The sequence below is a fragment of the Burkholderia sp. FW306-1C-G01B genome (assembly GCF_058781685.1).
Window position 1 is genome coordinate 55,597 of record NZ_JBYSWZ010000021.1, and the last position, 23,371, is coordinate 78,967.

Here is a 23,371-nt window from a genome sequence, read left to right on the forward strand (position 1 = left end):
CGGCGCATGACCAGGATTCATCCCACCGCGATTGTCGAATCGGGCGCGCAGATCGACGAATCGGTCGAGATCGGCCCGTACGCGATCGTCGGCCCGAACGTCACGATCGGCGCGCGCACGACGATCGGCTCGCACAGCGTGATCGAAGGCCACACGACGCTCGGCGAGGACAATCGCATCGGCCATTACGCATCGGTCGGCGGCCGTCCGCAGGACATGAAGTACAAGGACGAGCCGACGAAGCTCGTGATCGGCAACCGCAACACGATCCGCGAATTCACGACGATCCACACGGGCACGGTGCAGGACGTCGGCGTGACGACGCTCGGCGACGACAACTGGATCATGGCCTATGTGCATATCGGCCATGACTGCAGCGTCGGCAGCCACGTGATCCTGTCGAGCAACGCGCAGATGGCCGGCCACGTCGAGATCGGCGACTGGGCGATCGTCGGCGGGATGTCGGGCGTTCACCAGTTCGTGCGCATCGGTGCGCACTCGATGCTGGGCGGCGCGTCGGCGCTCGTGCAGGACATTCCGCCGTTCGTGATCGCGGCAGGCAACAAGGCCGAGCCGCACGGGATCAACATCGAAGGGCTGCGCCGGCGCGGTTTCTCGCCCGACGCGATTTCGGCGCTGCGCAGCGCGTACCGCCTGCTGTACAAGAACGGCCTGTCGCTCGAGGAAGCGAAGGTGCAGCTGCGCGAGCTGGCGGAGGCGGGCGGCGACGGCGATGCGCCGGTGAAGGCGCTCGTCGAGTTCATCGACGCGTCGCAACGCGGCATCATCCGCTAAGCGATGCCGTTTCCGACCAATCAGCTCCGGCTCGCGATGGTGGCAGGCGAGCCATCGGGCGACCTGCTCGCGGCGTCGCTGCTCGGCGGGCTGCGCGAGCGGCTGCCCGAATCGGCTCAGTACTACGGGATCGGCGGGCCGCGGATGATCGCGCAGGGCTTCGATTCGCACTGGCAGATGGACAAGCTGACCGTGCGCGGTTATGTCGAGGCGCTGGGCCAGATTCCCGAGATCCTGCGGATTCGCGGCGAGCTGAAGCGGCAGGTGCTCGCGGAGCGGCCGGCCGCGTTCATCGGCATCGACGCGCCGGATTTCAACTTCAGCGTCGAACAGGCCGTGCGCGACGCGGGCATCCCGTCGATCCACTTCGTGTGCCCGTCGATCTGGGCATGGCGCGGCGGCCGGATCAAGAAGATCGCCAAGTCCGTCGATCACATGCTGTGCCTGTTCCCGTTCGAGCCGGCGATTCTCGACAAGGCAGGCGTCGCGTCGACCTACGTCGGCCATCCGCTGGCCGACGAGATCCCGCTCGAGCCCGACACGCACGGCGCGCGCATCGCGCTCGGCCTGCCCGCGGACGGTCCCGTGATCGCGGTGCTGCCGGGCAGCCGGCGCTCGGAGATTGCGCTGATCGGCCCGACGTTCTTCGCGGCGATGGCACTGATGCAGCAGCGCGAGCCCGGCGTGCGGTTCGTGATGCCGGCGGCGACGCCCGCGCTGCGCGAGCTGCTGCAGCCGCTCGTCGACGCGCATCCGCAGCTCGCGCTGACGATCACCGATGGCCGCTCGCAGGTCGCGATGACGGCCGCCGACGCGATCCTCGTGAAGAGCGGCACCGTCACGCTGGAAGCCGCGCTGCTGAAGAAGCCGATGGTGATCTCGTACAAGGTGCCCTGGCTGACCGGGCAGATCATGCGCCGGCAGGGCTACCTGCCGTATGTCGGCTTGCCGAACATCCTGGCGGGGCGCTTCGTCGTGCCCGAGCTGCTGCAGCATTTCGCGACGCCCGAGGCGCTCGCCGATGCGACGCTCACGCAGCTGCGCGACGACGCGAACCGCCGCACGCTGACCGACGTGTTTACCGAAATGCATCTTTCGCTGCGGCAGAACACGGCCGCGAAGGCGGCCGAAGCGGTCGTGCGCGTGCTCGAACAACGCAAGGGGCGCGCATGACGGCAGTACGTGCACCGCGCCGCCGCGCGTCGAGCGACGTGCAGGGCGGCTTCGACTTCAGCCGGCCCGACGAGATCGTCTGCGGTGTCGACGAAGCCGGCCGCGGCCCGCTCGCGGGGCCGGTGGTGGCCGCGGCGGTGATTCTCGATCCGGCGCAGCCGATCGACGGGCTCGACGATTCGAAGGCGCTGTCCGCGAAGAAGCGCGACGTGCTGTACGACCTGATCGTCGCGCGTTCGCGCGCGTATTGCGTTGCGTCGGCAAGCGTCGACGAAATCGATACGCTGAACATCCTGCACGCAACGATGCTTGCGATGAAGCGGGCCGTCGAAGGCCTGTCGGTCCTGCCGACGCTCGCGCAGATCGACGGCAACCGCTGCCCGACGCTGACGGTGCGTGCCGAGGCGATCGTCAGCGGCGATGCGCTCGTACCGAGCATCTCGGCCGCGTCGATCCTCGCGAAGGTCACGCGCGACCGCATGCTCGTCGACCTGCACGAACGCTTCCCGGTGTACGGTTTCAACATGCATGCGGGTTACGGCACCGCGAAACACCTTGCCGCGCTGCGCGAGCACGGCCCGTGCGAAGCGCACCGGCGCTCGTTCGCGCCGGTCCGGGCGGCACTCGACCTGATTCGATGAAAAGCATTACTTCCCGTGACAACCCGCTGTACAAGCGCCTGAAGGCGCTCGCGGGTTCGACGCACCATCAGCGCCGCGGCGGCCAGGCGCTGCTCGAAGGATTCCATCTCGCGAGCGCGTACCTCGATACGGGTGCGACGCCCGAGCTGTGCGTGGCGACCGAAGGCGCGCTCGGCCACGCCGAGGCGCAGGCGATCGTCGCGCGCATCGACGCGCAGCGTGTCGTCATGCTGCCCGATGCGCTGTTCGGGCAGTTGTCGAACGTCGTCAACGGCGTCGGGTTCCTGCTGCTCGCCGACCGGCCGGCGCAACCGCTGCCTGAGCGCGTGACGCACACGTCGGTCGTGCTCGACGGCGTGCAGGACGCCGGCAACGTCGGCTCGATCCTGCGCAGCGCCGCGGCCGCCGGTGTGCGCCATGTGTTCTGTGCGCCGGGCACGGCCTACGCGTGGTCGTCGAAGGTGCTGCGCTCGGGCATGGGCGCGCATTTCCTGCTGTCGATCCACGAGGACGTTGACGCCGCGGCGCTCGCCGAACGCCTCGACGTGCCGGTCGCGCTGACCGATTCGCATGGCGCGCAGGCGCTCTACGACTGCGACCTGTCGGGGCCCGTCGCATGGGTGTTCGGCAACGAGGGCGCCGGCGTATCGGCGTTCTGGCGCGATGCGGCCACGCATCGCGTGACGATTCCGCAGCCGGGCGGGATGGAGTCGCTGAATGTTGCGGCAGCAGCGGCGGTCTGCCTGTTCGAGCAGGTGCGACAGCAGCGGCCTGCGTGACGCCCCACGCAAGCATTCCCCGCACCACGAAAAAGGCCGCGTTCGACGCGGCCTTTTTGTTTTTCCGGCGGCGGCCGAGCGGCCGCAAGCGCGCCGGCGCTCAGTACGACTGCCGGTCGAGGCGGATTTCCTGCAGGATCGTCGTCGCGATTTCCTCGATCGACTTGTGCGTCGACGACAGCCACTTGATCCCTTCGCGACGCATCATCGCTTCGGCCTCGTTGATCTCGAAGCGGCAGTTCTCGGGCGCCGCGTACTTGCTGCCCGGCCGCCGCTCGTTACGGATCTCGGACAGGCGCTGCGGGTCGATCGACAGCCCGAACAGCTTTTCGCGGTGCGCGGAGAGCGCCGACGGCAGCTTGCCGCGTTCGAAGTCTTCCGGAATCAGCGGATAGTTCGCGGCCTTCACGCCGTACTGCATCGCGAGATACAGGCTCGTCGGCGTCTTGCCGCTGCGCGACACGCCGACGAGGATCACGTCGGCCTCCGACAGGTTGCGGTTCGACTGGCCGTCGTCGTGCGCGAGCGAGAAGTTGATCGCCTCGATCCGCGTCTTGTATTCCTCGGTGTCCGCGTTCTGGTGGCCGCGGCCCATCGCGTGGCTCGACTTGAGCTCCAGCTCCTGCTCGAGCGGCTCGACGAAGCGCTGGAACATGTCGAGCACGAGCGCGTTCGAGCGCTTGACGATGTCGTTCGACTCGCTGTCGACGAGCGTCGTGAACACGATCGCGCGGCGGCCGTCGTGCACGGCGGCCTCGTTGATCTTCTCGACGGTCGCATAGGCCTTGTCGAGCGAGTCGACGAACGGCACGCGCACGAGACGGAATTTCTGGTCGAACTGGGAGAGGATCGAATGCGCGAAGGTTTCGGCAGTAATCCCGGTGCCGTCGGAGACGATGAAAACGGTAGGCAGCATGAATCTGGGCGTCGAACGTGAAGGGCGGTTGCACGGGGCGGCTGGAGGTTCGCCTCCAGACACAGTGACAAGGTCGCGCCACATCCGGCAGCCGGCACGGTAGAATAGCGGCAACCTGTTGGATAAGCAATTGCGGGGGCAGCGCGCGAACGGCGCTCGTGGCCCGGCCGCGCGATTCCAAAATTCCCGGCAAGTTTGGCGATTTGTCTGCAAATATCGCCCTTCTGCCGGGATTTTTGCAAATCGGGTCGGAAGGTTTTCCGCCGCTGCGATTGTTTATCTAACAGGTTGCGCAAGACGCGCCGCGCCTTTTTGCAAGCGCCCGCGTCCAAGCCCACTTGCGCGATCGAGCATTTTTTTCACACTTAGGGGCTTGTATGACTAACGCAGCAAACGTCGCAAAGGACCAGGCGTATGTAATTCCGTTCGAGCAGTTGCGGATGACCGATGTGGAGATCGTCGGCGGCAAGAATGCGTCGCTCGGCGAGATGATCAGCCAGCTTTCCGAAGCTGGCGTTCGCGTGCCCACCGGTTTCGCCACGACCGCGCTCGCCTTCCGCGATTTCCTCACGCACAACGACCTTACCGACCGCATCGCCAAGCGTCTCGAGTCGCTCGACATCGACGACGTGAAGGCGCTCGCCGAAGCCGGTGCCGAAATCCGCAAGTGGATCGTCGACGCGCCGATGCAGGCGCGCCTCGAGCAGGAAATCCGCGCGCAGTTCGAAGTCCTGAAGAACGGCTCGCCGGGCGAGCTGTCGTTCGCCGTGCGCTCGTCCGCGACCGCGGAAGACCTGCCCGACGCATCGTTCGCCGGCCAGCAGGAGTCGTACCTGAACGTCGTCGGCATCGAAGACGTGCTCGACCGCATGAAGCACGTGTTCGCGTCGCTGTATAACGACCGCGCGATCTCGTACCGCGTGCACAAGGGCTTCACGCACGCCGAGGTCGCTCTGTCGGCCGGCGTGCAGCGCATGGTCCGCTCGGACGTCGGCGCCGCCGGCGTGATGTTCACGATCGACACCGAATCGGGCTTCAAGGACGCCGTGTTCATCACGTCGAGCTACGGCCTGGGCGAAACCGTCGTGCAGGGCGCGGTGAACCCGGACGAGTTCTATGTGTTCAAGACGACGCTCGCCCAGGACAAATACCCGATCATCCGCCGCTCGATCGGCTCGAAGCTGATCAAGATGGAATTCACGCAGCCGGGCGAGCCGGGCCGCGTGAAGACGGTCGACGTGTCGCACGAGCAGCGCAACCGCTACTCGATCACCGACGAGGACGTGATCGAGCTGGCGAAGTACGCGGTCATCATCGAGAAGCACTACCAGCGTCCGATGGACATCGAGTGGGGCAAGGACGGCCGCGACGGCAAGATCTTCATCCTGCAGGCACGCCCGGAAACGGTGAAGAGCCAGGCGAGCGGCAAGGCCGAGCAGCGCTTCAAGCTGAAGGGCCAGTCGCAGGTTCTCGCGACGGGCCGCGCGATCGGCCAGAAGATCGGCGCGGGTCGCGTGCGCGTGATCCAGGATCCGTCGGAAATGGAACGCGTGCAGCCGGGCGACGTGCTGGTTGCCGACATGACCGACCCGAACTGGGAGCCGGTGATGAAGCGTGCAGCCGCGATCGTCACGAACCGTGGCGGCCGGACCTGCCACGCGGCGATCATCGCGCGTGAGCTCGGCGTGCCGGCGGTCGTCGGCTGCGGCGACGCAACCGACGTGCTGAAGGACGGCGCGCTCGTCACCGTGTCGTGCGCGGAAGGCGACGAAGGCAAGATCTACGACGGCCTGCTCGAGACGGAAGTCACGGAAGTGCAGCGCGGCGAACTGCCGGAAATCCCGGTCAAGATCATGATGAACGTCGGCAACCCGCAGCTCGCGTTCGACTTCTCGCAGCTGCCGAACGGCGGCGTGGGCCTCGCGCGTCTCGAGTTCATCATCAACAACAACATCGGCGTTCACCCGAAGGCGATTCTCGAGTACCCGAACATCGACCAGGACTTGAAGAAGGCCGTCGAGAGCGTCGCGCGCGGCCACGCGTCGCCGCGTCAGTTCTACGTCGACAAGCTGACGGAAGGTGTCGCGACGATCGCCGCGGCGTTCTATCCGAAGCCTGTGATCGTGCGCCTGTCCGACTTCAAGTCGAACGAGTACAAGAAGCTGATCGGCGGTTCGCGTTACGAGCCGGACGAGGAAAACCCGATGCTGGGCTTCCGCGGCGCGTCGCGCTACATCGCTGAAGACTTCGCACCGGCGTTCGAGATGGAGTGCCGTGCATTGAAGCGCGTGCGCGACGAGATGGGCCTGACCAACGTCGAGATCATGGTGCCGTTCGTGCGTACCGTGAAGCAGGCGGAACGTGTCGTCGGCCTGCTCGAGAAGTTCGGCCTGAAGCGCGGCGACAACGGCCTGCGCCTCGTGATGATGTGCGAAGTCCCGACCAACGCGATCCTCGCCGAAGACTTCCTGCAGCACTTCGACGGTTTCTCGATCGGCTCGAACGACCTCACGCAGCTCACGCTCGGCCTCGACCGCGACTCGGGCATGGAACTGCTGGCGGTCGACTTCGACGAACGCGATCCGGCCGTCAAGTTCCTGCTGAAGCGTGCGATCGATACCTGCCGCAAGATGGGCAAGTACGTCGGCATCTGCGGCCAGGGCCCGTCCGATCACCCGGACTTCGCGCAATGGCTGGCCGACGAAGGCATCGCGTCGATCTCGCTGAACCCGGACACGATCATCGATACGTGGCAGGCGCTCGCCAACCGGAAGTAACGGCCGGTAACGCACCTTCGGCGAAAGCGCGGGTCCGCCGCGCTTTCGTTGAAGGCAAAATGCAAGGTTCATGCTATAAACACCCCGGTAGGCGCCGGGGTGTTTTTGTTTGTCGGGACGCGCCGGGCACGCCCCAAGCGTGCCGACCGCCCCCTCGGGGGGGGCGGTGAGCGTGTCGATCCGGAGTAGCGCTTCAGCGCGTACTCCGGTCCCATGCAACGCAAGTGAGCGTGGGGGCGTTTTCTGGAGACCACAATGATGTCGGGGCATCTGTTCTGGTGGGTCGCGGTGGGTGTGCTGGTCGTGGCCGAGTTGCTGACGGGCACGTTCTATCTGCTGATGATCGCGCTCGGCTTTCTCGCGGGCGGGTTGCTGCAACTGGCGGGTTTCGCGCCGCACGTGCAGTTCGGCGCGGCGGCCGTGGTCGCGATCGTCGCGATGATCGTGCTGCGCCGTTCGGGGCTCGGCCGCAAGCAGAAGCGTGACACGTCGACGAATCCCGACGTCAATCTCGATATCGGTGCGACCGTCACGGTCGACGCGTGGCGTGACGGTCGTGCGCGCGTGCAGTATCGCGGCGCCGACTGGGACGTCGAGCTCGCGAACGGCGAGCGCGACGATGCGCACGTGTATCAGGTAAGCGCCGTGCGCGGCAACTGTCTCGTGGTCGTGGCGAAACCCGCGGGCTGATTGTCCGCCGATACAACAAGGAGGGAATAGTTCATGGATTCGCTGATCATCTGGGTTGTCCTGCTCGTCATCGCGATCGTGATCGTGTCGAAGACGGTGAAGATCGTGCCGCAGCAGCATGCGTGGGTGCTCGAGCGCTTCGGCCGCTATCACGCGACGCTGTCGCCCGGTCTCAATATCGTGCTGCCGTTCGTCGATCGCATCGCGTACCGGCACGTGCTGAAGGAAATTCCGCTCGACGTGCCGAGCCAGATCTGCATCACGCGCGACAATACGCAGCTTCAGGTCGACGGCGTGTTGTATTTCCAGGTGATGGACCCGATGAAGGCGTCGTACGGGTCGAGCAACTTCGTGCTCGCGATCACGCAGTTGTCGCAAACGATGCTGCGCTCGGTAATCGGCAAGCTGGAGCTCGACAAGACCTTCGAGGAGCGCGACTTTATCAACCACAGCATCGTGTCGGCGCTCGACGAGGCCGCGGCGAACTGGGGCGTGAAAGTGCTGCGCTACGAGATCAAGGACCTGACGCCGCCGAAGGAGATTCTGCACGCGATGCAGGCACAGATCACCGCCGAGCGCGAGAAGCGCGCGCTGATCGCCGCGTCCGAAGGCCGCAAGCAGGAGCAGATCAACCTCGCGTCGGGCGCGCGCGAGGCGGCGATCCAGAAGTCCGAAGGCGAGCGGCAGGCCGCGATCAACCAGGCGCAGGGCGAGGCGGCCGCGATTCTCGCGGTGGCCGAGGCGAACGCGCAGGCGATCCAGAAGATCGCGAGCGCGATTCAGTCGCAGGGCGGGATGGACGCGGTGAATCTGAAGGTCGCCGAGCAGTATGTCGGCGCATTCTCGAATCTCGCGAAGCAGGGCAATACGCTGATCGTGCCGTCGAACCTGTCGGATCTCGGCAGTGCGATCGCATCGGCGATGTCGATCGTCAAGAACGCGTCGCCGGCCGCGGGCGGGAAGGGCTGAGCGGGAGCCTGACGCGCAGGCGACCGCCGGGTGCGATCGGCATGCGGCGAATCGTCGCGCAGCCGGGCGGCCCGGATGATGTCCGTCGGTTGCCGGCCGGCCCGTATCGTCAACCGAACCGGCGCGGCATCCGGAATCCCGCCGCCCGCGTCCGGTCGCCGATATGTGCGAATCACGCTTTACAAAGCAACACGGCCCGCTTCGAACGGGCCGTGTCGATTGCGATGCGCGTCGCGCGCGTCAGGTGCCGGCGCGCATGATGCGCGCCTTCTCGCGTTCCCAGTCGCGCTTCTTCTCGGTTTCGCGCTTGTCGTGCAGCTTCTTGCCCTTTGCGAGCGCGATGTCGCACTTCACGCGGCCGCCCTTGTAGTGGAAGTTCAGCGGCACGAGCGTGTAGCCGCGCTGCTCGACCTTGCCGATCAGTTTCTTGATTTCCTCACGGTGCAGCAGCAGCTTGCGCGTGCGAACCGGGTCCGGCTTGATGTGCGTCGAGGCTTCGGGCAGCGGGCTGATATGGGTGCCGATCAGGAAGATCTCGGCGTTCTTCACCACGACGTAGCCTTCCTTGATCTGGCCGCGCCCGGCGCGCAGCGCCTTGACTTCCCAGCCCTCCAGCACGAGCCCCGCCTCGTAGCGTTCCTCGATGTGATAATCGAAGTGCGCCTTCCTGTTGTCGATGATGCTCATGAAAGGATTGGGCCAACTCGTTTAAAATCACGATTTTAGCAAAGCGGGGCGAGAATCGCCCGGCTTGCGTTCCCACCTTGAGCGATGCCGCGCGATTTATGGCAGATGTCCAGAAAACCGTATTGATCCGTCATTCGGCGGAACAGATGTTCGACCTCGTCACCGACGTGGCCGATTACCCCAATTTCCTGCCCTGGTGCGGCGGCGTCGAGATTCGCCGTCAGGACGACAGCGGGATGGAAGCGCGCATCGATATCAACTTCAAGGGCATCAAGCAGCATTTCGCGACGCGCAACACGCAGCAGCGTCCGACGCGGATCGACATGGAGTTCACGGACGGCCCGTTCAAGAAGTTCACGGGCTCGTGGCGCTTCACCGCGCTGCGCGCCGATGCGTGCAAGATCGAATTCGCGCTGCACTACGAGTTTTCGAGCATCCTGCTCGAGAAAATCATCGGGCCGGTGTTCAGCCACATCGCGAACACGTTCGTCGATTCGTTCGTGAAGCGCGCGGACCAGCGCTACGGAAAGGGGTGACGCGATGCTGTCGATCGAAGTCTGCTATGCGCTGCCGGACCGCCAGACGCTGATTCGGGTGTCGCTGCCCGAAGGTGCGACCGTTCGCTCGGCGATCGACGCGAGCGGCGTGCTCGCGCTGCACCCGGAGATCGACCTCGCGCAAGCGAAGACGGGCGTGTACGGCAAGCTCGCGCCGCTCGACGCGCCGCTCGCCGACCACGATCGCGTCGAGATCTACCGCCCGCTGATTGTCGATCCGAAGCTGGCGCGCCAGCGGCGCGTCGACAAGTCCCGCCGCGCCGGCTCGATCGAGGGCCGCAAGTGGATGCACAAGGACGCGCGCTGACGCGCGATTCCGCTTCATTCGCTCCTTCCGCTCCTTCCGCTCCGATTCGTCTGATCAAACGCCGCGGCGCTCAGTGGGCCGCGGCGTTCGCGTTGACCGACGCGCTGCCCGGCGTATCTCCGCCGGCGGGCGTGTCGTCGTGCTGTCGCACCGAGCCGTACACGCCTGCGAGCAGCAGCACGAGCGCGGCGATCTCGAGCGCGTGCGGCATCCGCTGGTCGTAGGCGAACGCGTAAAGCATCGCGAACACGGTTTCGAACACGATCAACTGACCCGACAGCGTGAGCGGCAACCGCTTCGACGCCGCATTCCACAGCCCGTTGCCGAGCCATGACGCGCCGATCGCGAGCACGAGATTCAGCAGCCAGAACAGTTGCCAGCGCGACGCCGGGACGGCCGCCTGCACCGTGCCGGCCGGCAGAGCGAGGATCGCGATCCAGCAGAGCGCGCCGATCAGGCCCGTCACGACACCCCACAGCACCGACCATTCGTTGCCGCCGAAATGATGATGGCGCTGCAGGTAGCGCGTGTTCGCGACCGCGTACCAGGTCCAGCTCGCGAGCGCGCCGGCCGCGCAGGCGATGCCCGCGAGCTTCTGGCCGAGCGTCGTCGCGTGCGCGGCCTCGGACGTGAACAGGTCGACATTGATGCAAGCGATGCCCGCGATCACCAGTGCGAGCGGGACGGCAAGCCGCCGCAGCGGCACGGCGCCGTGGTCGCCGATGCCCGCGAGCGTGACGGTGACGGGCAGCACGCCGACGATCAGCGAACTGGGCGCGATGCCGATCAGGTGCACGGCGCCGGACAGCAGCATGTAGTACGCGACGTTGCCGACGACCGCGAGCTTCACGAGCGCGACGAGATCTTCGCGGGTCAGCCGCGCGAGCAGCGAGCGGGCGGCCGGCAGCGCGGCCGCGAGTGACACGACGCCATACATCGCGTAGCGGCCGGCGCTCAGCAGCAGCGGCGAGAAGTCGGTCAGCAGCCGCGGAACGAGAAACACCATGCCCCACAGGGCACCTGCCAGGACACCATAGACCACACCGCGCCGCATCGACCGCTCCGAACACATGACTGACGAGCGCGCATCTTAGCGACGCCGGTTCGGCGGCGTCTTGTTCATTCCTGCACTCGGGGCACGGCGGGGGTTCGACGTGCCGTGCGACGGAGCGGTCGCGATCCGTTCCTGGTTATCGAGGGCTCGAGGGTTCGCGGCCGCGGTACGGTGCGAATTAGCCGTCGGCCGGGTCGGGCGTCGCACCGGCGCCGTCGCCCGACGCCCGCACGCGCGCCGGGCGCCGCACGGTGCGCAGCTTGCCGCTGTTGCCGCCGCCGCAGTAGAAAAGATCGTGGCCGTCGGATTCGAGCCCCGACACGCCGACGCCGGCCGGCATGTCGACCTGCTCGAGCACTTGGCCCGTACGCGGATCGACGTGCCGCAAATCGCTCTGATCGGCTTCCCAGGTGCCGTGCCACAGCTCGCCGTCGACCCACGTCACGCCGGTGACGAAGCGGTTCGATTCGATCGTGCGCAGCACGGCGCCCGATTTCGGATCGATCTGATGAATCTTGCGTTCGCGGTACTGGCCGACCCACAGCGTGCCTTCGGCCCACGCGAGCCCAGAGTCGGCGCCGCCGCCGGGTGCCGGGATCGTCGCGAGCACGCGGCCCGATTCCGGATCGATCTTCTCGATGCGGTCCTCGACGATCTGGAACAGGTGGCGGCCGTCGAACGCCGTGCCCGCATGCGCGGCGACGTCGAGCGAGCGGACGGTCGTGCCGCGCTCCGGATCGAGCGCATTCAGCTTGTCGCCGGACGCGTACCACACGTGCCGCCCGTCGAACGTGACGCCGTGCACGCCGTCGACGCCCGGAAACGGGCCGTATTCGCGAATGATGTCTGCATTGGAGCGTTTCATGTTCGTCACCTCATTGTTCGGTGAGGCCATCCTAATCTCCCGGCAGCGCGGCAGGGAGTAACAAGGTCGTCGCGAATCCGGGCAGCGGCGGCGTCATCCAGCGGCGCGCGCGTCCGCGTCCGAGCGCCTGCACCTTGGCCGCTTCGGCGAGCGCGTCGAGCGCGCGCTGCACGGTGCGCTGGCTCGCGCCGAGCGCGAGCGCCAGCGCGGAGCTCGACCACGCCTCGCCGTCGGCGAGGAGCGCGAGCACGGCCGCGTGGCGATCGTCGACCGGGCGCGCGAGTACGACGGTCTCGCGCACGCCGAGCGGTTCGAGCGCGAAGCCGCGCGGCGTCGCGGTGACGTTCGCGAGCGGCCGCAGCACCGCTCGGAGCCGGCCGATCTCGACGCGCAGGCGCGCGCGATGCGATTCGTCCGCATGTTTCGCGCGGAACGCGGCGGCCACGAGCGCGTTTCTCGACACGTCGGCCGGCCATGCCTCGCCGAGCGCGCGGGCGAGCACGAACAGCACGGGGCGGCGCGCGAGCGACACGGTCGTGCGCGCGTCGCGCACCGTGTGGCGGCACGCGTCGACGACGAGCGTATTCGACGCGAACAGCGTCTCGACTTCGTCGAGCTGTACGAGCCGCGACGTGCCGCGCGCGATGAGTCGCGCGGCCGGCGCATCGAGCACGCGCGCGGCGGTATCGACTTCGGCCGTCAGCGCGGCGATGCCGGCGTCGTGGGCGGCTGCGCGTGCACGGGCGAGCGCCGCGCGGGCCGCATGCGTGCGGATGCGGCGCATCGCGATGCCGGCCGCGATCAGTTCATGGGCAGCGCGCGACGCGGCCGGCAGCGGCGCGGGATCGAGATGCGCGAGCATCCGTTCGGCATCGTCGATATGACCGATCAGCAGCAGCCGGCGCACGCCGAGATAACGCGCATGCGCGGCGTTCGCGCGGTCGCCGTGCGCGTCGAGCGTCGCGCACGCGGCGTCGAGCGCGCGCGTCGGCCAGCGGAGGTCGCGCGACGCGAGCGCGATCTCGGCTTCCGCGACGACGCAGCGCGCACGCGCCACGGCTTCCTTTGCGCCGAACGCGCGCGCGGCGCCGCGCACGAGTGCCCGCGCGCGCTCGAAATCGCCGAGCTGTGCCATCGCGATCCCGCGCAGCGCGAGCGCCGGCGCGTCGTCGCGCAGCGCGACGCGGTTCAGCGCGCCGAGCGCGTCACCGGCCGCGAGCGCGCGCGCGGCCGCGGTGATCAGCGAATCCATCCGAATCCCGACACACTTGTCACTCCCTCCGGCCCGATGCCGAGCACTAATCTAGCACCACGCACACGGCGCCGTACGCCGTGCCCGGATACCCATCGGAAGGAGGAACCCGCAATGACGACCCATCTCACCGGAACGCGCGACGAATGGCTGGCCGAGCGCAGGGCGCTGCTCGAAGCAGAAAAGGCGCTGACGCGGCAAAGCGACGAACTCGCGCGGCGGCGCCAGGCACTGCCTTGGGTGCGCGTCGACAAGACCTACCGGTTCGACACCGAAGAAGGGCAGGCGACGCTCGACGACCTGTTTCGCGGCCGTTCGCAACTGCTCGTTTATCACTTCATGTTCGGCCCCGACTACAAGGCCGGCTGCCCGTCGTGCTCGGCGCTCGCGGACGGTTTCGACGGTTTTGCCGTGCACCTGGCGAACCACGACGTGACGCTCGCGGCCGTGTCGCGCGCGCCGCTCGCGAAGCTGCTCGCGTACCGGCAGCGGATGGGGTGGACCTTCCCGTGGGCGTCGTCGGTCGGCAGCGATTTCAACTTCGACTTCAACGTGTCGTTCACCGAAACGCAGCGGCGCACGGGCGACGTCGAATACAACTACGCGCGGGCGGGGCACGCGATGGACATGGATCCGCCGCCGGCGCCCGTCGTGCAGTTCGCGGCGACGTGCGGCACCGACGCGGTCACGTATTCGCTCGACCGGCCGGGGATGAGCGCGTTCGTGCGCGAGGACGGCGCCGTCTATCACACATACTCGACCTATGCGCGCGGGCTCGACGGGCTGTGGGGGATGTACCAGTGGCTTGATCGCGCGCCGCGCGGGCGCAACGAGGCGGGCCCGTGGTGGCGCCGGCACGACGAATACGCGCGCGGTTGAGCGCGGGCCGGCGACGGGGCGGGAGCGTGCGATGACACGGCCGGCAACCGGCGACACGGGCCGCGATCGGCGCGCATTCGGCGCGGCGCTCGTCGCCGTGTTCGCCGCCGCGGCGATGGCGACACTGGCGCAGCACGCGTCGATGGACGCGATGGGCGGCGAACCGATGCCCGGTGGCTGGATGCTCTCGTCCGCATGGCTGCGGCCGTGCGGATGGGGCGCCGGCCGCGCGTTCGCGGCGTTCGCCGGCATGTGGGGCGCGATGACGGTGACGATGATGCTGCCCGTGCTGGCGCCGACGCTCTGGCGATACCGGCAGCGCGTCGGCCCGCTGGGCGCGGCGCGCTCGGCCTGGCTGGTCGTCGTCGCGGGCGGCGGGTATTTCGCGGTATGGATGGCGCTCGGCGCGGTGACGTTTGCGCTCGGCGGCGCGCTGACGGCCGCCGCGGCACGGCTGCCGGCGCTCGCCCGTGCGATGCCGTTCGCGGCCGGCGCGGTCGTGCTCGGCGCGGGCGTGTTGCAGTTCTCGGCGTGGAAGGCGCGCCGGCTGGCGTGCTGCCGGCACGCGACGGCGGGCCCGCACCGGTCGCGCTTGGATGCCGGCGCGGCCTGGCGGCACGGCGTGCGAACCGCGATGCGTTGCGGCGCCTGTTGCGGGAACCTGATGGCGGTCGCGCTGGCGGCCGGCATGATGGATCTGCGCGTGATGGCCGCCGTGACGGTCGCGATCGCCGCCGAGCGGCTGGTGCCGGCCGGCGAGCGCGTTGCGCGGCTGGTCGGCGGTATCGTGATCGGGGGCGGTCTCGCGATGATCGCGCGCGCGGCCGGGCTGGTATAAGACCGGGGAGGCGAGCCGATCCGGCGCGTTGCCGGGCCGCGGGCGACCGGTGCCGCCGCTGCCGCGTGGCCCGGCCGCGACAGGCGCGGTTGCCGCGGCGCAGCCCGTTGCGCGAATGGCTCGACGCGGCGGTGAAACGAAAGGCGATCGAAAACGAACCGAACGGCGATCCGAACGATTCGGCCCCCGAACGCACGAAAACGGCTAAGCCGTTGTTCGTGTTGTGAAAATTCGCAGCGCTTCGCGTATAATTCGCTTTTGCGCCCATAGGATTTGCCATGCGTCTGATCCAAAAAGCACTCACTTTCGATGACGTGCTCCTCGTACCCGCCTTCTCCGACGTTCTCCCGCGTGACACCAGCCTCAAGACCAAGCTGACCCGCAACATCTCCCTGAACATGCCGCTCGTGTCCGCCGCCATGGACACGGTCACCGAAGGTCGTCTCGCGATCGCGATGGCGCAGCAGGGTGGCGTCGGTATCGTCCACAAGAACCTCACGCCGGCCGAACAGGCCCGCGAGGTCGCGAAGGTCAAGCGTTTCGAGTCGGGCGTCGTCCGCGACCCGATCACGGTGCCGCCGCAAATGAAGGTGCGCGACGTGATCGCGCTGTCGCGCCAGCATGGCATCTCGGGTTTCCCGGTCGTCGAAGGCCCGCAGCTCGTCGGCATCGTCACGAACCGCGACCTGCGTTTCGAAACGCGCCTCGACGAGCCGGTCAAGTCGATCATGACGCCGCGTGAGCGCCTCGTCACGGTCAAGGAAGGCACGCCGCTCGCCGAAGCGAAGGCGCTGATGCACAGCCACCGCCTCGAGCGCGTGCTGGTCGTCAACGACGCGTTCGAACTGCGCGGCCTGATGACAGTCAAGGACATCACGAAGCAGACCGAGCACCCGGACGCGTGCAAGGACGAACACGGCAAGCTGCGCGCAGGCGCGGCGGTCGGCGTCGGTCCGGACAACGAAGAGCGTGTCGAGCTGCTGGTGCAGGCCGGCGTCGACGTGATCGTCGTCGATACCGCGCATGGTCACAGCAAGGGCGTGCTCGAGCGCGTCCGCTGGGTCAAGCAGAACTTCCCGCACGTCGAGGTGATCGGCGGCAACATCGCGACGGCTGCCGCCGCGAAGGCGCTCGTCGAATACGGCGCGGACGCGGTCAAGGTCGGCATCGGTCCCGGCTCGATCTGCACGACGCGGATCGTCGCAGGCGTCGGCGTGCCGCAGATCAGCGCGATCGCGAACGTCGCGGAAGCGCTGAAGGGCACCGGTGTGCCGTGCATCGCCGACGGCGGCGTGCGCTTCTCGGGCGACGTGTCGAAGGCCCTCGCGGCCGGCGCGAACGCGGTGATGATGGGCAGCATGCTGGCGGGCACCGAAGAGTCGCCGGGCGACGTGTTCCTGTACCAGGGCCGCCAGTACAAGGCGTACCGCGGCATGGGTTCGGTCGGTGCGATGAAGGACGGCGCGGCAGACCGCTACTTCCAGGACAACTCGGCAAACATCGACAAGCTCGTGCCGGAAGGCATCGAAGGCCGCGTCGCGTACAAGGGTTCGGTCAACGCGATCCTGTTCCAGTTGGTCGGCGGCGTGCGCGCCAGCATGGGCTACTGCGGCTGCCGGACGATCGACGAGCTGCACGACAAGGCCGAATTCGTCCAGATCACCGCCGCGGGCATGCGCGAGTCGCACGTGCACGACGTGCAGATCACGAAGGAAGCGCCGAACTACCACGTGGACTGACCGCCGATGAAACCGCTGCTGCGAGCCGTGCTGATCATCGATGCCGTGCTGCTGCTGGCGTTCGGCGTGCTGTTCGTGCTGACGCCCTGGCAGTCGCTCTTCAACGCGCTGCAGCTTGCGAACATCCAGCCGGCGATGCTCGGCCAGGCGTTCGGCATCGCATTGCTCGGGCTCGCGTGGCTCGCGTTTCATGCGGCGTTCAACGGCGATCTCACGGCGCCCGTCGCGCGGTCGGTCGGCCACGTGTACTGGCTGACCGGCGTGCTGACGATCGTCTGGTCGATCGGCACCGGCAGCGGTCCCGCGCTCGCGGCCGCCGGCCGGGTGTTGTCGGCCGTGGCCGGGGTCGCGCTGATCGTGCTCGGCCTCGGCGGCGTGCGGCTCGCATCGGCCGTGCGCCGGCGCGAGAAGGCGCAGGCGAAGGCGCAGGCGCTCGACGCGCGCGCACCGGCGCAGCGTCCGGCCGAGCCGGCGATGGCGCCGGCGTCGTCGCCCGCACCGCAGCGTGTCGAACCCGTCGTCAGCCGTCCCGCGGCGCCCGCCGCGCCGTCGTCGGCCGCATCCGGTCAATCGTCGGGTGGCGTTGCACTCGACGAGCGCCCGCCGATGCAGGATTGACCGGCCATGCGTCGCGCGTGCCGCCTGCCGCCCGACGTCGCTGTCCATGCTATTGACGCAGCGCTTCGTGCGCTGCTTTTCTTATTCTCTTCATCCCGTCCGCAGCCATGCACGACAAAATCCTGATTCTCGACTTCGGTTCGCAAGTCACCCAACTGATTGCGCGACGCGTGCGTGAAGCGCACGTCTACTGCGAAATCCATCCGAACGATGTGTCCGACGACTTCGTCCGCGAGTTCGCGCCGAAGGCGGTGATCCTGTCGGGCAGCCACGCGAGCACGTACGAAGACCACCAGCTGCGCGCGCCGCAGGCCGTGTGGGATCTCGGCGTGCCGGTGCTCGGCATTTGCTACGGCATGCAGACGATGGCCGTGCAGCTCGGCGGCAAGGTCGAGTGGAGCGACCATCGCGAATTCGGCTATGCGGAAATGCGCGCGCACGGCCATACGCGCCTGCTCGACGGCATCGAGGATTTCACGACGGCCGAAGGCCACGGGATGCTGAAGGTCTGGATGAGCCACGGCGACAAGGTTGCCGAGCTGCCGCCGGGCTTCGCGCTGATGGCATCGACGCCGAGCTGCCCGATCGCCGGCATGGCCGACGAGGCGCGCGGCTACTACGCGGTGCAGTTCCACCCGGAAGTCACGCATACGGTAAAGGGCCGCCAGATCATCGAGCGCTTCGTGCTGCAGATCGCCGGCGCGAAGCCCGACTGGATCATGCGCAACCACATCGAGGAAGCCGTCGCGAAGATCCGCGAGCAGGTCGGTGACGAGGAAGTGATTCTCGGCCTGTCGGGCGGCGTCGATTCGAGCGTCGCGGCTGCGCTGATCCACCGCGCGATCGGCGACCAGCTCACCTGCGTGTTCGTCGACCACGGCCTGCTGCGCCTGAACGAAGGCAAGATGGTACTCGACATGTTCGAGGGCCGCCTGCACGCGAAGGTCGTGCACGTCGACGCGTCCGATCAGTTTCTCGGCCACCTGGCCGGCGTGACCGATCCGGAAGCGAAGCGCAAGATCATCGGCCGCGAGTTCGTCGAGGTGTTCCAGGCGGAGGCGAAGAAGCTGTCGAAGGCGAAGTGGCTCGCGCAGGGCACGATCTATCCAGACGTGGTCGAATCGGGCGGTACGAAGACGAAGAAGGCGACGACGATCAAGAGCCACCACAACGTCGGCGGCCTGCCGGAAACGCTCGGCCTGAAGCTGCTCGAGCCGCTGCGCGACCTGTTCAAGGACGAAGTGCGCGAGCTGGGCGTCGCGCTCGGCCTGCCGCCGGAGATGGTGTATCGCCATCCGTTCCCGGGCCCGGGCCTCGGCGTGCGGATCCTCGGCGAAGTGAAGCGCGAATACGCCGACCTGCTGCGCCGCGCGGACGCGATCTTCATCGAAGAGCTGCGCAACACGACCGCGACCGCGCAGGATGCGGCTGCCGGCCTGTGCGGCGAGGCCGATGTCGGCAAGAGCTGGTACGACCTGACGAGCCAGGCGTTCGCGGTGTTCCTGCCGGTGAAGTCGGTCGGCGTGATGGGCGATGGCCGCACGTACGACTACGTGACGTCGCTGCGGGCAGTGCAGACGACCGACTTCATGACCGCACACTGGGCGCACCTGCCGTACGCGCTGCTCGGCCGCGCGTCGAACCGGATCATCAACGAGGTGCGCGGGATCAACCGGGTGGTGTACGACATCTCGGGGAAGCCGCCGGCGACGATCGAGTGGGAGTGATCCAGTGTCGGGGCATGCCTCGATAGCGGATTGCGGCACCGGTTGATGCGAACGCCCGGCAGGAAGTCCTGCCGGGCGTTGTTTTTTGCGCTGTTGGCGGGTCGTCAATCGATTGACGGTAACGGAGGTCTACAGATGCGAACGTCTAACGCTGCCGTGCCCCAACTTACGCTGCCAGGCTTCGAGGCAACGCAATTGGCACCTGAGCATCGCTTTTTCTTCGCCGTGATGCCCGATCCGGACATCGCTGCGTGCATGGCCGAAAGGGGCGCTCGCCTGGGCGCCGGGATGCGAGTCGACGGCCGGCCGCTGCATGCCGAGCGTCTGCATGTCACGTTGCAACTTGTGGGCGATTTCGCGTATGTGCCGGAGGTCATCCTCGCGCGTGCATGCGTCGCGGCGGCAAGTATCGACGTGCCGTCATTCGGCGTGACATTCGATCAGATCCTCAGCTTCAACGGGCGGCCGGGGCATCGGCCTCTGGTGTTGACGGGGAGCGACGGGCTGGACGAACTGGTCAGGTTTCAGCGCCTACTGGTGGATGCGCTCAGAGGGGCCCGCCTGCGTGTTTCGGGCGCGCATTTCACACCTCATCTCACCTTGCTGTACGGCGACGGCAGGGTCACTCGATGTCCAACAGAACCGATCACGTGGACCGTACGCGAATTCATCCTGATCCACAGCTGGCTCGGCAAGACGCACTACGACGTTATCGGGCGCTGGCCGCTGACGGACAGCATCCCGACGATTTGAGAAACTGAATCGTTCACGATTTGCAATCCTGCGATGAGCGGGAGTTGTGCCTGGAACGACAGCAAAAAGGTGATGATTCCGCCGTGGGGTGACGTCGGTGCAGTCCACCTTTCTCTTCGAGGCAGTACGCATCTGGTCGCTTGCGTACCCCGCTATTCTCTAATGACGGACTATCAATACAGTTCATTTGATCTCCACGATCAAGCTGAATTGACGGGAGTCTCGCCTGTTGCTGGATCGTTGAGGCTGAGTGTCGTTTAGAATGGAGAATCCGAATTTTTATGCTTCGAATAAAAATTGCATAAGGATCATATGGTTTCCATCTGGGTAAACGATGAAGACAGAACCAGGCAGATCAGAGACTGGGCGATATGGTGGAGTCCCGACGGGGATGAGTTGATGTTGACTTGCCATTTCCCATCCGGCAAGTCTTTCCATAGTCCGCTCCGCAATTGCAGAATTGAACCCACCGAGGTAGTGCAAGGCAAGCTTCTTTCAAAGAAAGGGGGCGCGGTGTTCAGCGTCGTCGACAAGGTGGTGATCTATGGCGGGAAATATGCGGCCGTCCACTATCCGGGGAACCGAAAGATTTACGTCATGAACGCGCATGATATTGCGCTCACCCTCGCGACGAAAATCAAGGATGGACCGATATTCCGCTATTTCGTTGCCGTGGCAAAGGCCAGGGCAGAGCAAGCGAGCCCGCAGGACAAACCTATTGCCGACAACGTGCTGCGTCAGTTGGAGAAGGTGACTCCTCACGAAGACACGGCGTTGCACGCATATTGCGCGGCACAGCACCAGCCGCGGGCGCAAGGGGGGAGCTTTATTTACCCTTTTGGCGTCAACGAGAGTCAGCTCAAGGCAGTGGAGAAAGCTTTCGCTTCGCAAATCAGCCTGATAGAAGGGCCGCCCGGCACGGGAAAGACGCAAACGATCCTGAACATCCTGGCCAACATCCTGTTGCAGGGAAAAACGGTCGCGGTCCTGTCCAATAACAACGCTGCCGTCGAAAACGTTTATGAAAAACTAGATAAGGTCGGACTGGATTATGTAGTTGCCAAGCTGGGCCGTGCGGCTAATCGCGAGGGCTTCTTCGTCGATGTTCCCGCCTTGCCGTCGGAGCCCCCTGCGCCTGCTCCTGCCATGGAACAGATTCAAGCTGTTCTGCAGAAGCTGAAGCAACACCTGTATGCTCAGAATACAGTGGCTCGACTGCAGGCCGAGGTCGATGAACTGACCGTAGAGCTGAACTACCTGCTGGAATGGCAGCGCGAGAACTCGGTGGCGATGCCGGTTTCTCTGAATAGGTACAAACTGTCTCCACGAAAATCGTCGGACCTGATGGCTTATCTGGCCTATCTTGCCGAGAACCGTATCCGGCTCAAGGACAGACTCGAACTGCTACTTAATTTTAAAATCCTGCGGGCGAAACCATTTGAGGATTGGGAAAAGCGCAAATCGGTGATTTATGCCTTGCAGAAGCACTATTACGAAAGGGCATTGCAGGAGAAAAAATCTGCATTGACAGCCCATCGAGAAGCGCTGGTGCGTGGCAACTTCGACGCATTGCTGGATGAGCTGGTCGCAGGATCGATGGCCCATCTCAAGCACCATCTTCACCAGAATATCTCGCGGCAAGAAGCGTTCGATGCAAAAAATTACAGCAGGAATTTCGATGCGTTTGTGCGGCGTTTTCCGATTATCGGTAGCGGCACGCATTCCATTGTCAACTCGGTCGGCGGTGCGATTCTCGATTATGTGATCATCGACGAGGCGTCTCAGCAAGACATCGTCCCGGGGATACTGGCGCTGGGCTGCGCCAGGAACCTGATCATCGTCGGCGACAGAAAGCAGCTTCCACATATCCCGGGGAATCTTGGCATCGCCTCGCCTGGCGAGTTCTACGACTGCGACAAATACAGTCTGCTCGATTCGTGTGTCGGCGTGTTCAAGGATTCGATACCGATGACGCTCCTGAAGGAGCATTATCGATGCCACCCCAGAATCATCCAGTTCTGCAATCAGCAGTTTTATGACAACCAACTCGTCCCGATGACGCAAGACGCAGGCGAAAATTCACTGGAACTGCTCGTTACGGCCAAGGGAAATCACACGCGAAACAATGCGAATCGACGCGAACTGGATTCTCTGCTTGAGACGCTCAAATGGGATGGCGAGAGCGATTGGGACAGTGCGCACCGCAAGGGATTCATCGCCCCGTACAACGCCCAGGTCACGCTGTCTCGCGCGCATTTGCCGGCCGATTTCGTCAAGGATACGGTACACAAGTTTCAGGGCAGGGAGTGTGACGAGATTGTCTTTTCCACAGTGCTGGACAAGAAGTACCGGAGCCAGCGAAGCCTGGGTTTCGTAGATGATCCGCACTTGGTCAATGTGGCGGTATCGAGAGCGAAGCACAAGTTCACGTTGGTGACGGGGGATGATGTCTTTGCTGCAAACAACGGACATATTGCTGCACTGATCCGTTATATCGAGTACTACGCCGGCGAGAAGCAGATCCATCGAGCTCCGGTCGTGTCAGCTTTCGACCTGCTTTACAAGGAATATGATGCGTCACTTGAGCGGCTCAACGCCAGGCTGCGTCCAAGTGATTCTCGATACAAGTCCGAGCAGATTGTGGCGCAGATACTGCGTGAGGTACTGTCCGGCGACGCTTATCGAGCGATGACATTTCACTCGCAGATTGCCTTGATTCAGTTGGTCTCCTTGAGCAACGGCACACTGACGTCACGGGAGCGGGATTTCATGAGGAATCGCGCCAGTTGCGATTTTGTGCTGTATTTCAAGGTAGGGAAAACGCCGTTGGGTGTGATCGAAGTCGATGGCGGATCGCACAGCATGGCGCAACAAGTCGAGCGGGATGCGCTAAAAGACAGCATTCTGAGGAAAAGCGAGATCCCCTTGCTCCGATTGCAGACTGTTGAGAGTCACATCGAAGAAAAGGTCGTGGCGTTTTTGGCTCGGTGGGTAAGCAGCACTGAAACTGCTTGACATGGTTCGAGTTGTCTTGATGCGGACGCTCGCGGGCGTCCGGTGCCGTCATTTCTTCATGCGAGTCACCCTCGAGACGGTGCAGGAAAGACAGCAGTATTTCAGGTTCAGGAGCGGGGCGATCCGGCACGAATAGATGCCAGGTCGAGTACCCGCCGCGCAATATCTCGCACGTTCGCGCTCATTGGCAGATCGTCGCGATCGAGTTCGGCGAGATCGAACCAGCGCGCCTCGAGCGCATCGTCACATACGACGGGCGTGCCGCGCAGCTATTTGCACGGCACTGCGACCAGCACGTAGTGCTGGTGCAGGCCGCTCTGTCGGCATGATGGCGGGCGCA

21 protein-coding genes are annotated in these 23,371 nt (G+C 65.5%); 16 read left to right on the forward strand and 5 right to left on the reverse strand.

The window, feature by feature from the left end; all coding sequences use genetic code 11:
• The first annotated feature begins 6 nt into the window (after positions 1–6).
• The 4 genes from lpxA to AC3WLY_RS32000 are packed head-to-tail and all read left to right on the forward strand — an operon-like array spanning position 7 to position 3,388.
• Entirely contained in the window at positions 7–795 is a 789-nt protein-coding gene (gene lpxA / locus AC3WLY_RS31985; RefSeq protein WP_175961132.1) for an acyl-ACP--UDP-N-acetylglucosamine O-acyltransferase, read from the forward strand.
• Positions 796–798: 3 nt separating this feature from the next.
• Positions 799–1,968 (forward strand): lipid-A-disaccharide synthase, encoded by a 1,170-nt coding sequence (gene lpxB / locus AC3WLY_RS31990; protein WP_072437096.1) that lies wholly within the window; start codon positions 799–801, stop codon positions 1,966–1,968.
• A complete protein-coding gene (gene rnhB / locus AC3WLY_RS31995) occupies positions 1,965–2,609 on the forward strand; it encodes a ribonuclease HII (protein WP_175961129.1) in 645 nt (214 codons plus the stop codon). Before lpxB ends, rnhB begins: the two co-directional genes overlap by 4 nt.
• Entirely contained in the window at positions 2,606–3,388 is a 783-nt protein-coding gene (locus AC3WLY_RS32000; RefSeq protein ID WP_310143292.1) for a TrmH family RNA methyltransferase, read from the forward strand. The genes rnhB and AC3WLY_RS32000 overlap by 4 nt, the downstream gene beginning before the upstream one ends.
• Positions 3,389–3,488: 100 nt before the next feature.
• On the opposite strand, the gene ppsR is transcribed toward AC3WLY_RS32000, so the two are convergent.
• Entirely contained in the window at positions 3,489–4,304 is an 816-nt protein-coding gene (gene ppsR, locus AC3WLY_RS32005) for a posphoenolpyruvate synthetase regulatory kinase/phosphorylase PpsR (protein WP_034181125.1), read from the reverse strand.
• A gap of 377 nt (positions 4,305–4,681) precedes the next feature.
• Between ppsR and ppsA the strand changes: the two genes are divergently transcribed.
• The 3 genes from ppsA (at position 4,682) to AC3WLY_RS32020 (ending at position 8,740) form a co-directional block, all read left to right on the forward strand.
• Complete coding sequence (gene ppsA, locus AC3WLY_RS32010; RefSeq protein WP_175961126.1) at positions 4,682–7,081, forward strand: phosphoenolpyruvate synthase; 2,400 nt, start codon at positions 4,682–4,684, stop codon at positions 7,079–7,081.
• A gap of 255 nt (positions 7,082–7,336) precedes the next feature.
• Positions 7,337–7,771, forward strand: coding sequence for an NfeD family protein (locus tag AC3WLY_RS32015; protein ID WP_034181127.1), 435 nt, complete (start codon positions 7,337–7,339; stop codon positions 7,769–7,771).
• Positions 7,772–7,804: 33 nt separating this feature from the next.
• Complete coding sequence (locus AC3WLY_RS32020; protein ID WP_069745079.1) at positions 7,805–8,740, forward strand: SPFH domain-containing protein; 936 nt, start codon at positions 7,805–7,807, stop codon at positions 8,738–8,740.
• A gap of 240 nt (positions 8,741–8,980) precedes the next feature.
• On the opposite strand, the gene smpB is transcribed toward AC3WLY_RS32020, so the two are convergent.
• Positions 8,981–9,427: an SsrA-binding protein SmpB gene (gene smpB, locus AC3WLY_RS32025; protein ID WP_006478511.1), complete on the reverse strand. Its 447-nt coding sequence runs from the start codon at positions 9,425–9,427 to the stop codon at positions 8,981–8,983.
• A gap of 98 nt (positions 9,428–9,525) precedes the next feature.
• Between smpB and AC3WLY_RS32030 the strand changes: the two genes are divergently transcribed.
• A complete protein-coding gene (locus tag AC3WLY_RS32030) occupies positions 9,526–9,963 on the forward strand; it encodes a type II toxin-antitoxin system RatA family toxin (protein ID WP_034181130.1) in 438 nt (145 codons plus the stop codon).
• A 4-nt stretch (positions 9,964–9,967) separates the two neighbouring features.
• Positions 9,968–10,291, forward strand: coding sequence for an RnfH family protein (locus AC3WLY_RS32035; protein ID WP_034181131.1), 324 nt, complete (start codon positions 9,968–9,970; stop codon positions 10,289–10,291).
• A 70-nt stretch (positions 10,292–10,361) separates the two neighbouring features.
• On the opposite strand, the gene AC3WLY_RS32040 is transcribed toward AC3WLY_RS32035, so the two are convergent.
• From AC3WLY_RS32040 to AC3WLY_RS32050, 3 genes are all read right to left on the reverse strand, one after another.
• Positions 10,362–11,345: a DMT family transporter gene (locus AC3WLY_RS32040; protein WP_072437103.1), complete on the reverse strand. Its 984-nt coding sequence runs from the start codon at positions 11,343–11,345 to the stop codon at positions 10,362–10,364.
• A gap of 178 nt (positions 11,346–11,523) precedes the next feature.
• Positions 11,524–12,210 (reverse strand): Vgb family protein, encoded by a 687-nt coding sequence (locus tag AC3WLY_RS32045; protein ID WP_492308789.1) that lies wholly within the window; start codon positions 12,208–12,210, stop codon positions 11,524–11,526.
• A 31-nt stretch (positions 12,211–12,241) separates the two neighbouring features.
• The gene (locus tag AC3WLY_RS32050; RefSeq protein ID WP_175961119.1) at positions 12,242–13,462 is read right to left on the reverse strand and encodes a helix-turn-helix domain-containing protein; all 1,221 of its coding nucleotides are present in this window, start codon (positions 13,460–13,462) and stop codon (positions 12,242–12,244) included.
• 114 nt (positions 13,463–13,576) lie between these two features.
• Here AC3WLY_RS32050 and AC3WLY_RS32055 point away from each other — a divergent pair, with 114 nt between their 5' ends.
• The 7 genes from AC3WLY_RS32055 to AC3WLY_RS32085 all read left to right on the forward strand — a co-directional run bounded on the left by AC3WLY_RS32055 (position 13,577) and on the right by AC3WLY_RS32085 (position 23,031).
• A complete protein-coding gene (locus AC3WLY_RS32055) occupies positions 13,577–14,341 on the forward strand; it encodes a DUF899 domain-containing protein (RefSeq protein WP_175961117.1) in 765 nt (254 codons plus the stop codon).
• A 31-nt stretch (positions 14,342–14,372) separates the two neighbouring features.
• Positions 14,373–15,179, forward strand: coding sequence for a DUF2182 domain-containing protein (locus tag AC3WLY_RS32060; protein ID WP_492308787.1), 807 nt, complete (start codon positions 14,373–14,375; stop codon positions 15,177–15,179).
• Positions 15,180–15,457: 278 nt separating this feature from the next.
• Positions 15,458–16,918 (forward strand): IMP dehydrogenase, encoded by a 1,461-nt coding sequence (gene guaB, locus AC3WLY_RS32065; protein ID WP_034181136.1) that lies wholly within the window; start codon positions 15,458–15,460, stop codon positions 16,916–16,918.
• A 6-nt stretch (positions 16,919–16,924) separates the two neighbouring features.
• Positions 16,925–17,536 (forward strand): hypothetical protein, encoded by a 612-nt coding sequence (locus AC3WLY_RS32070; RefSeq protein ID WP_492308786.1) that lies wholly within the window; start codon positions 16,925–16,927, stop codon positions 17,534–17,536.
• Between the two features lie 107 nt (positions 17,537–17,643).
• Positions 17,644–19,263 (forward strand): glutamine-hydrolyzing GMP synthase, encoded by a 1,620-nt coding sequence (guaA, locus tag AC3WLY_RS32075; RefSeq protein WP_072437108.1) that lies wholly within the window; start codon positions 17,644–17,646, stop codon positions 19,261–19,263.
• A 135-nt stretch (positions 19,264–19,398) separates the two neighbouring features.
• Positions 19,399–20,016, forward strand: a complete 618-nt coding sequence (locus AC3WLY_RS32080) for a 2'-5' RNA ligase family protein (RefSeq protein ID WP_175961111.1) — start codon at positions 19,399–19,401, stop codon at positions 20,014–20,016.
• Positions 20,017–20,328: 312 nt separating this feature from the next.
• Positions 20,329–23,031, forward strand: coding sequence for an AAA domain-containing protein (locus AC3WLY_RS32085; RefSeq protein WP_310141051.1), 2,703 nt, complete (start codon positions 20,329–20,331; stop codon positions 23,029–23,031).
• Positions 23,032–23,371: the final 340 nt, after the last annotated feature.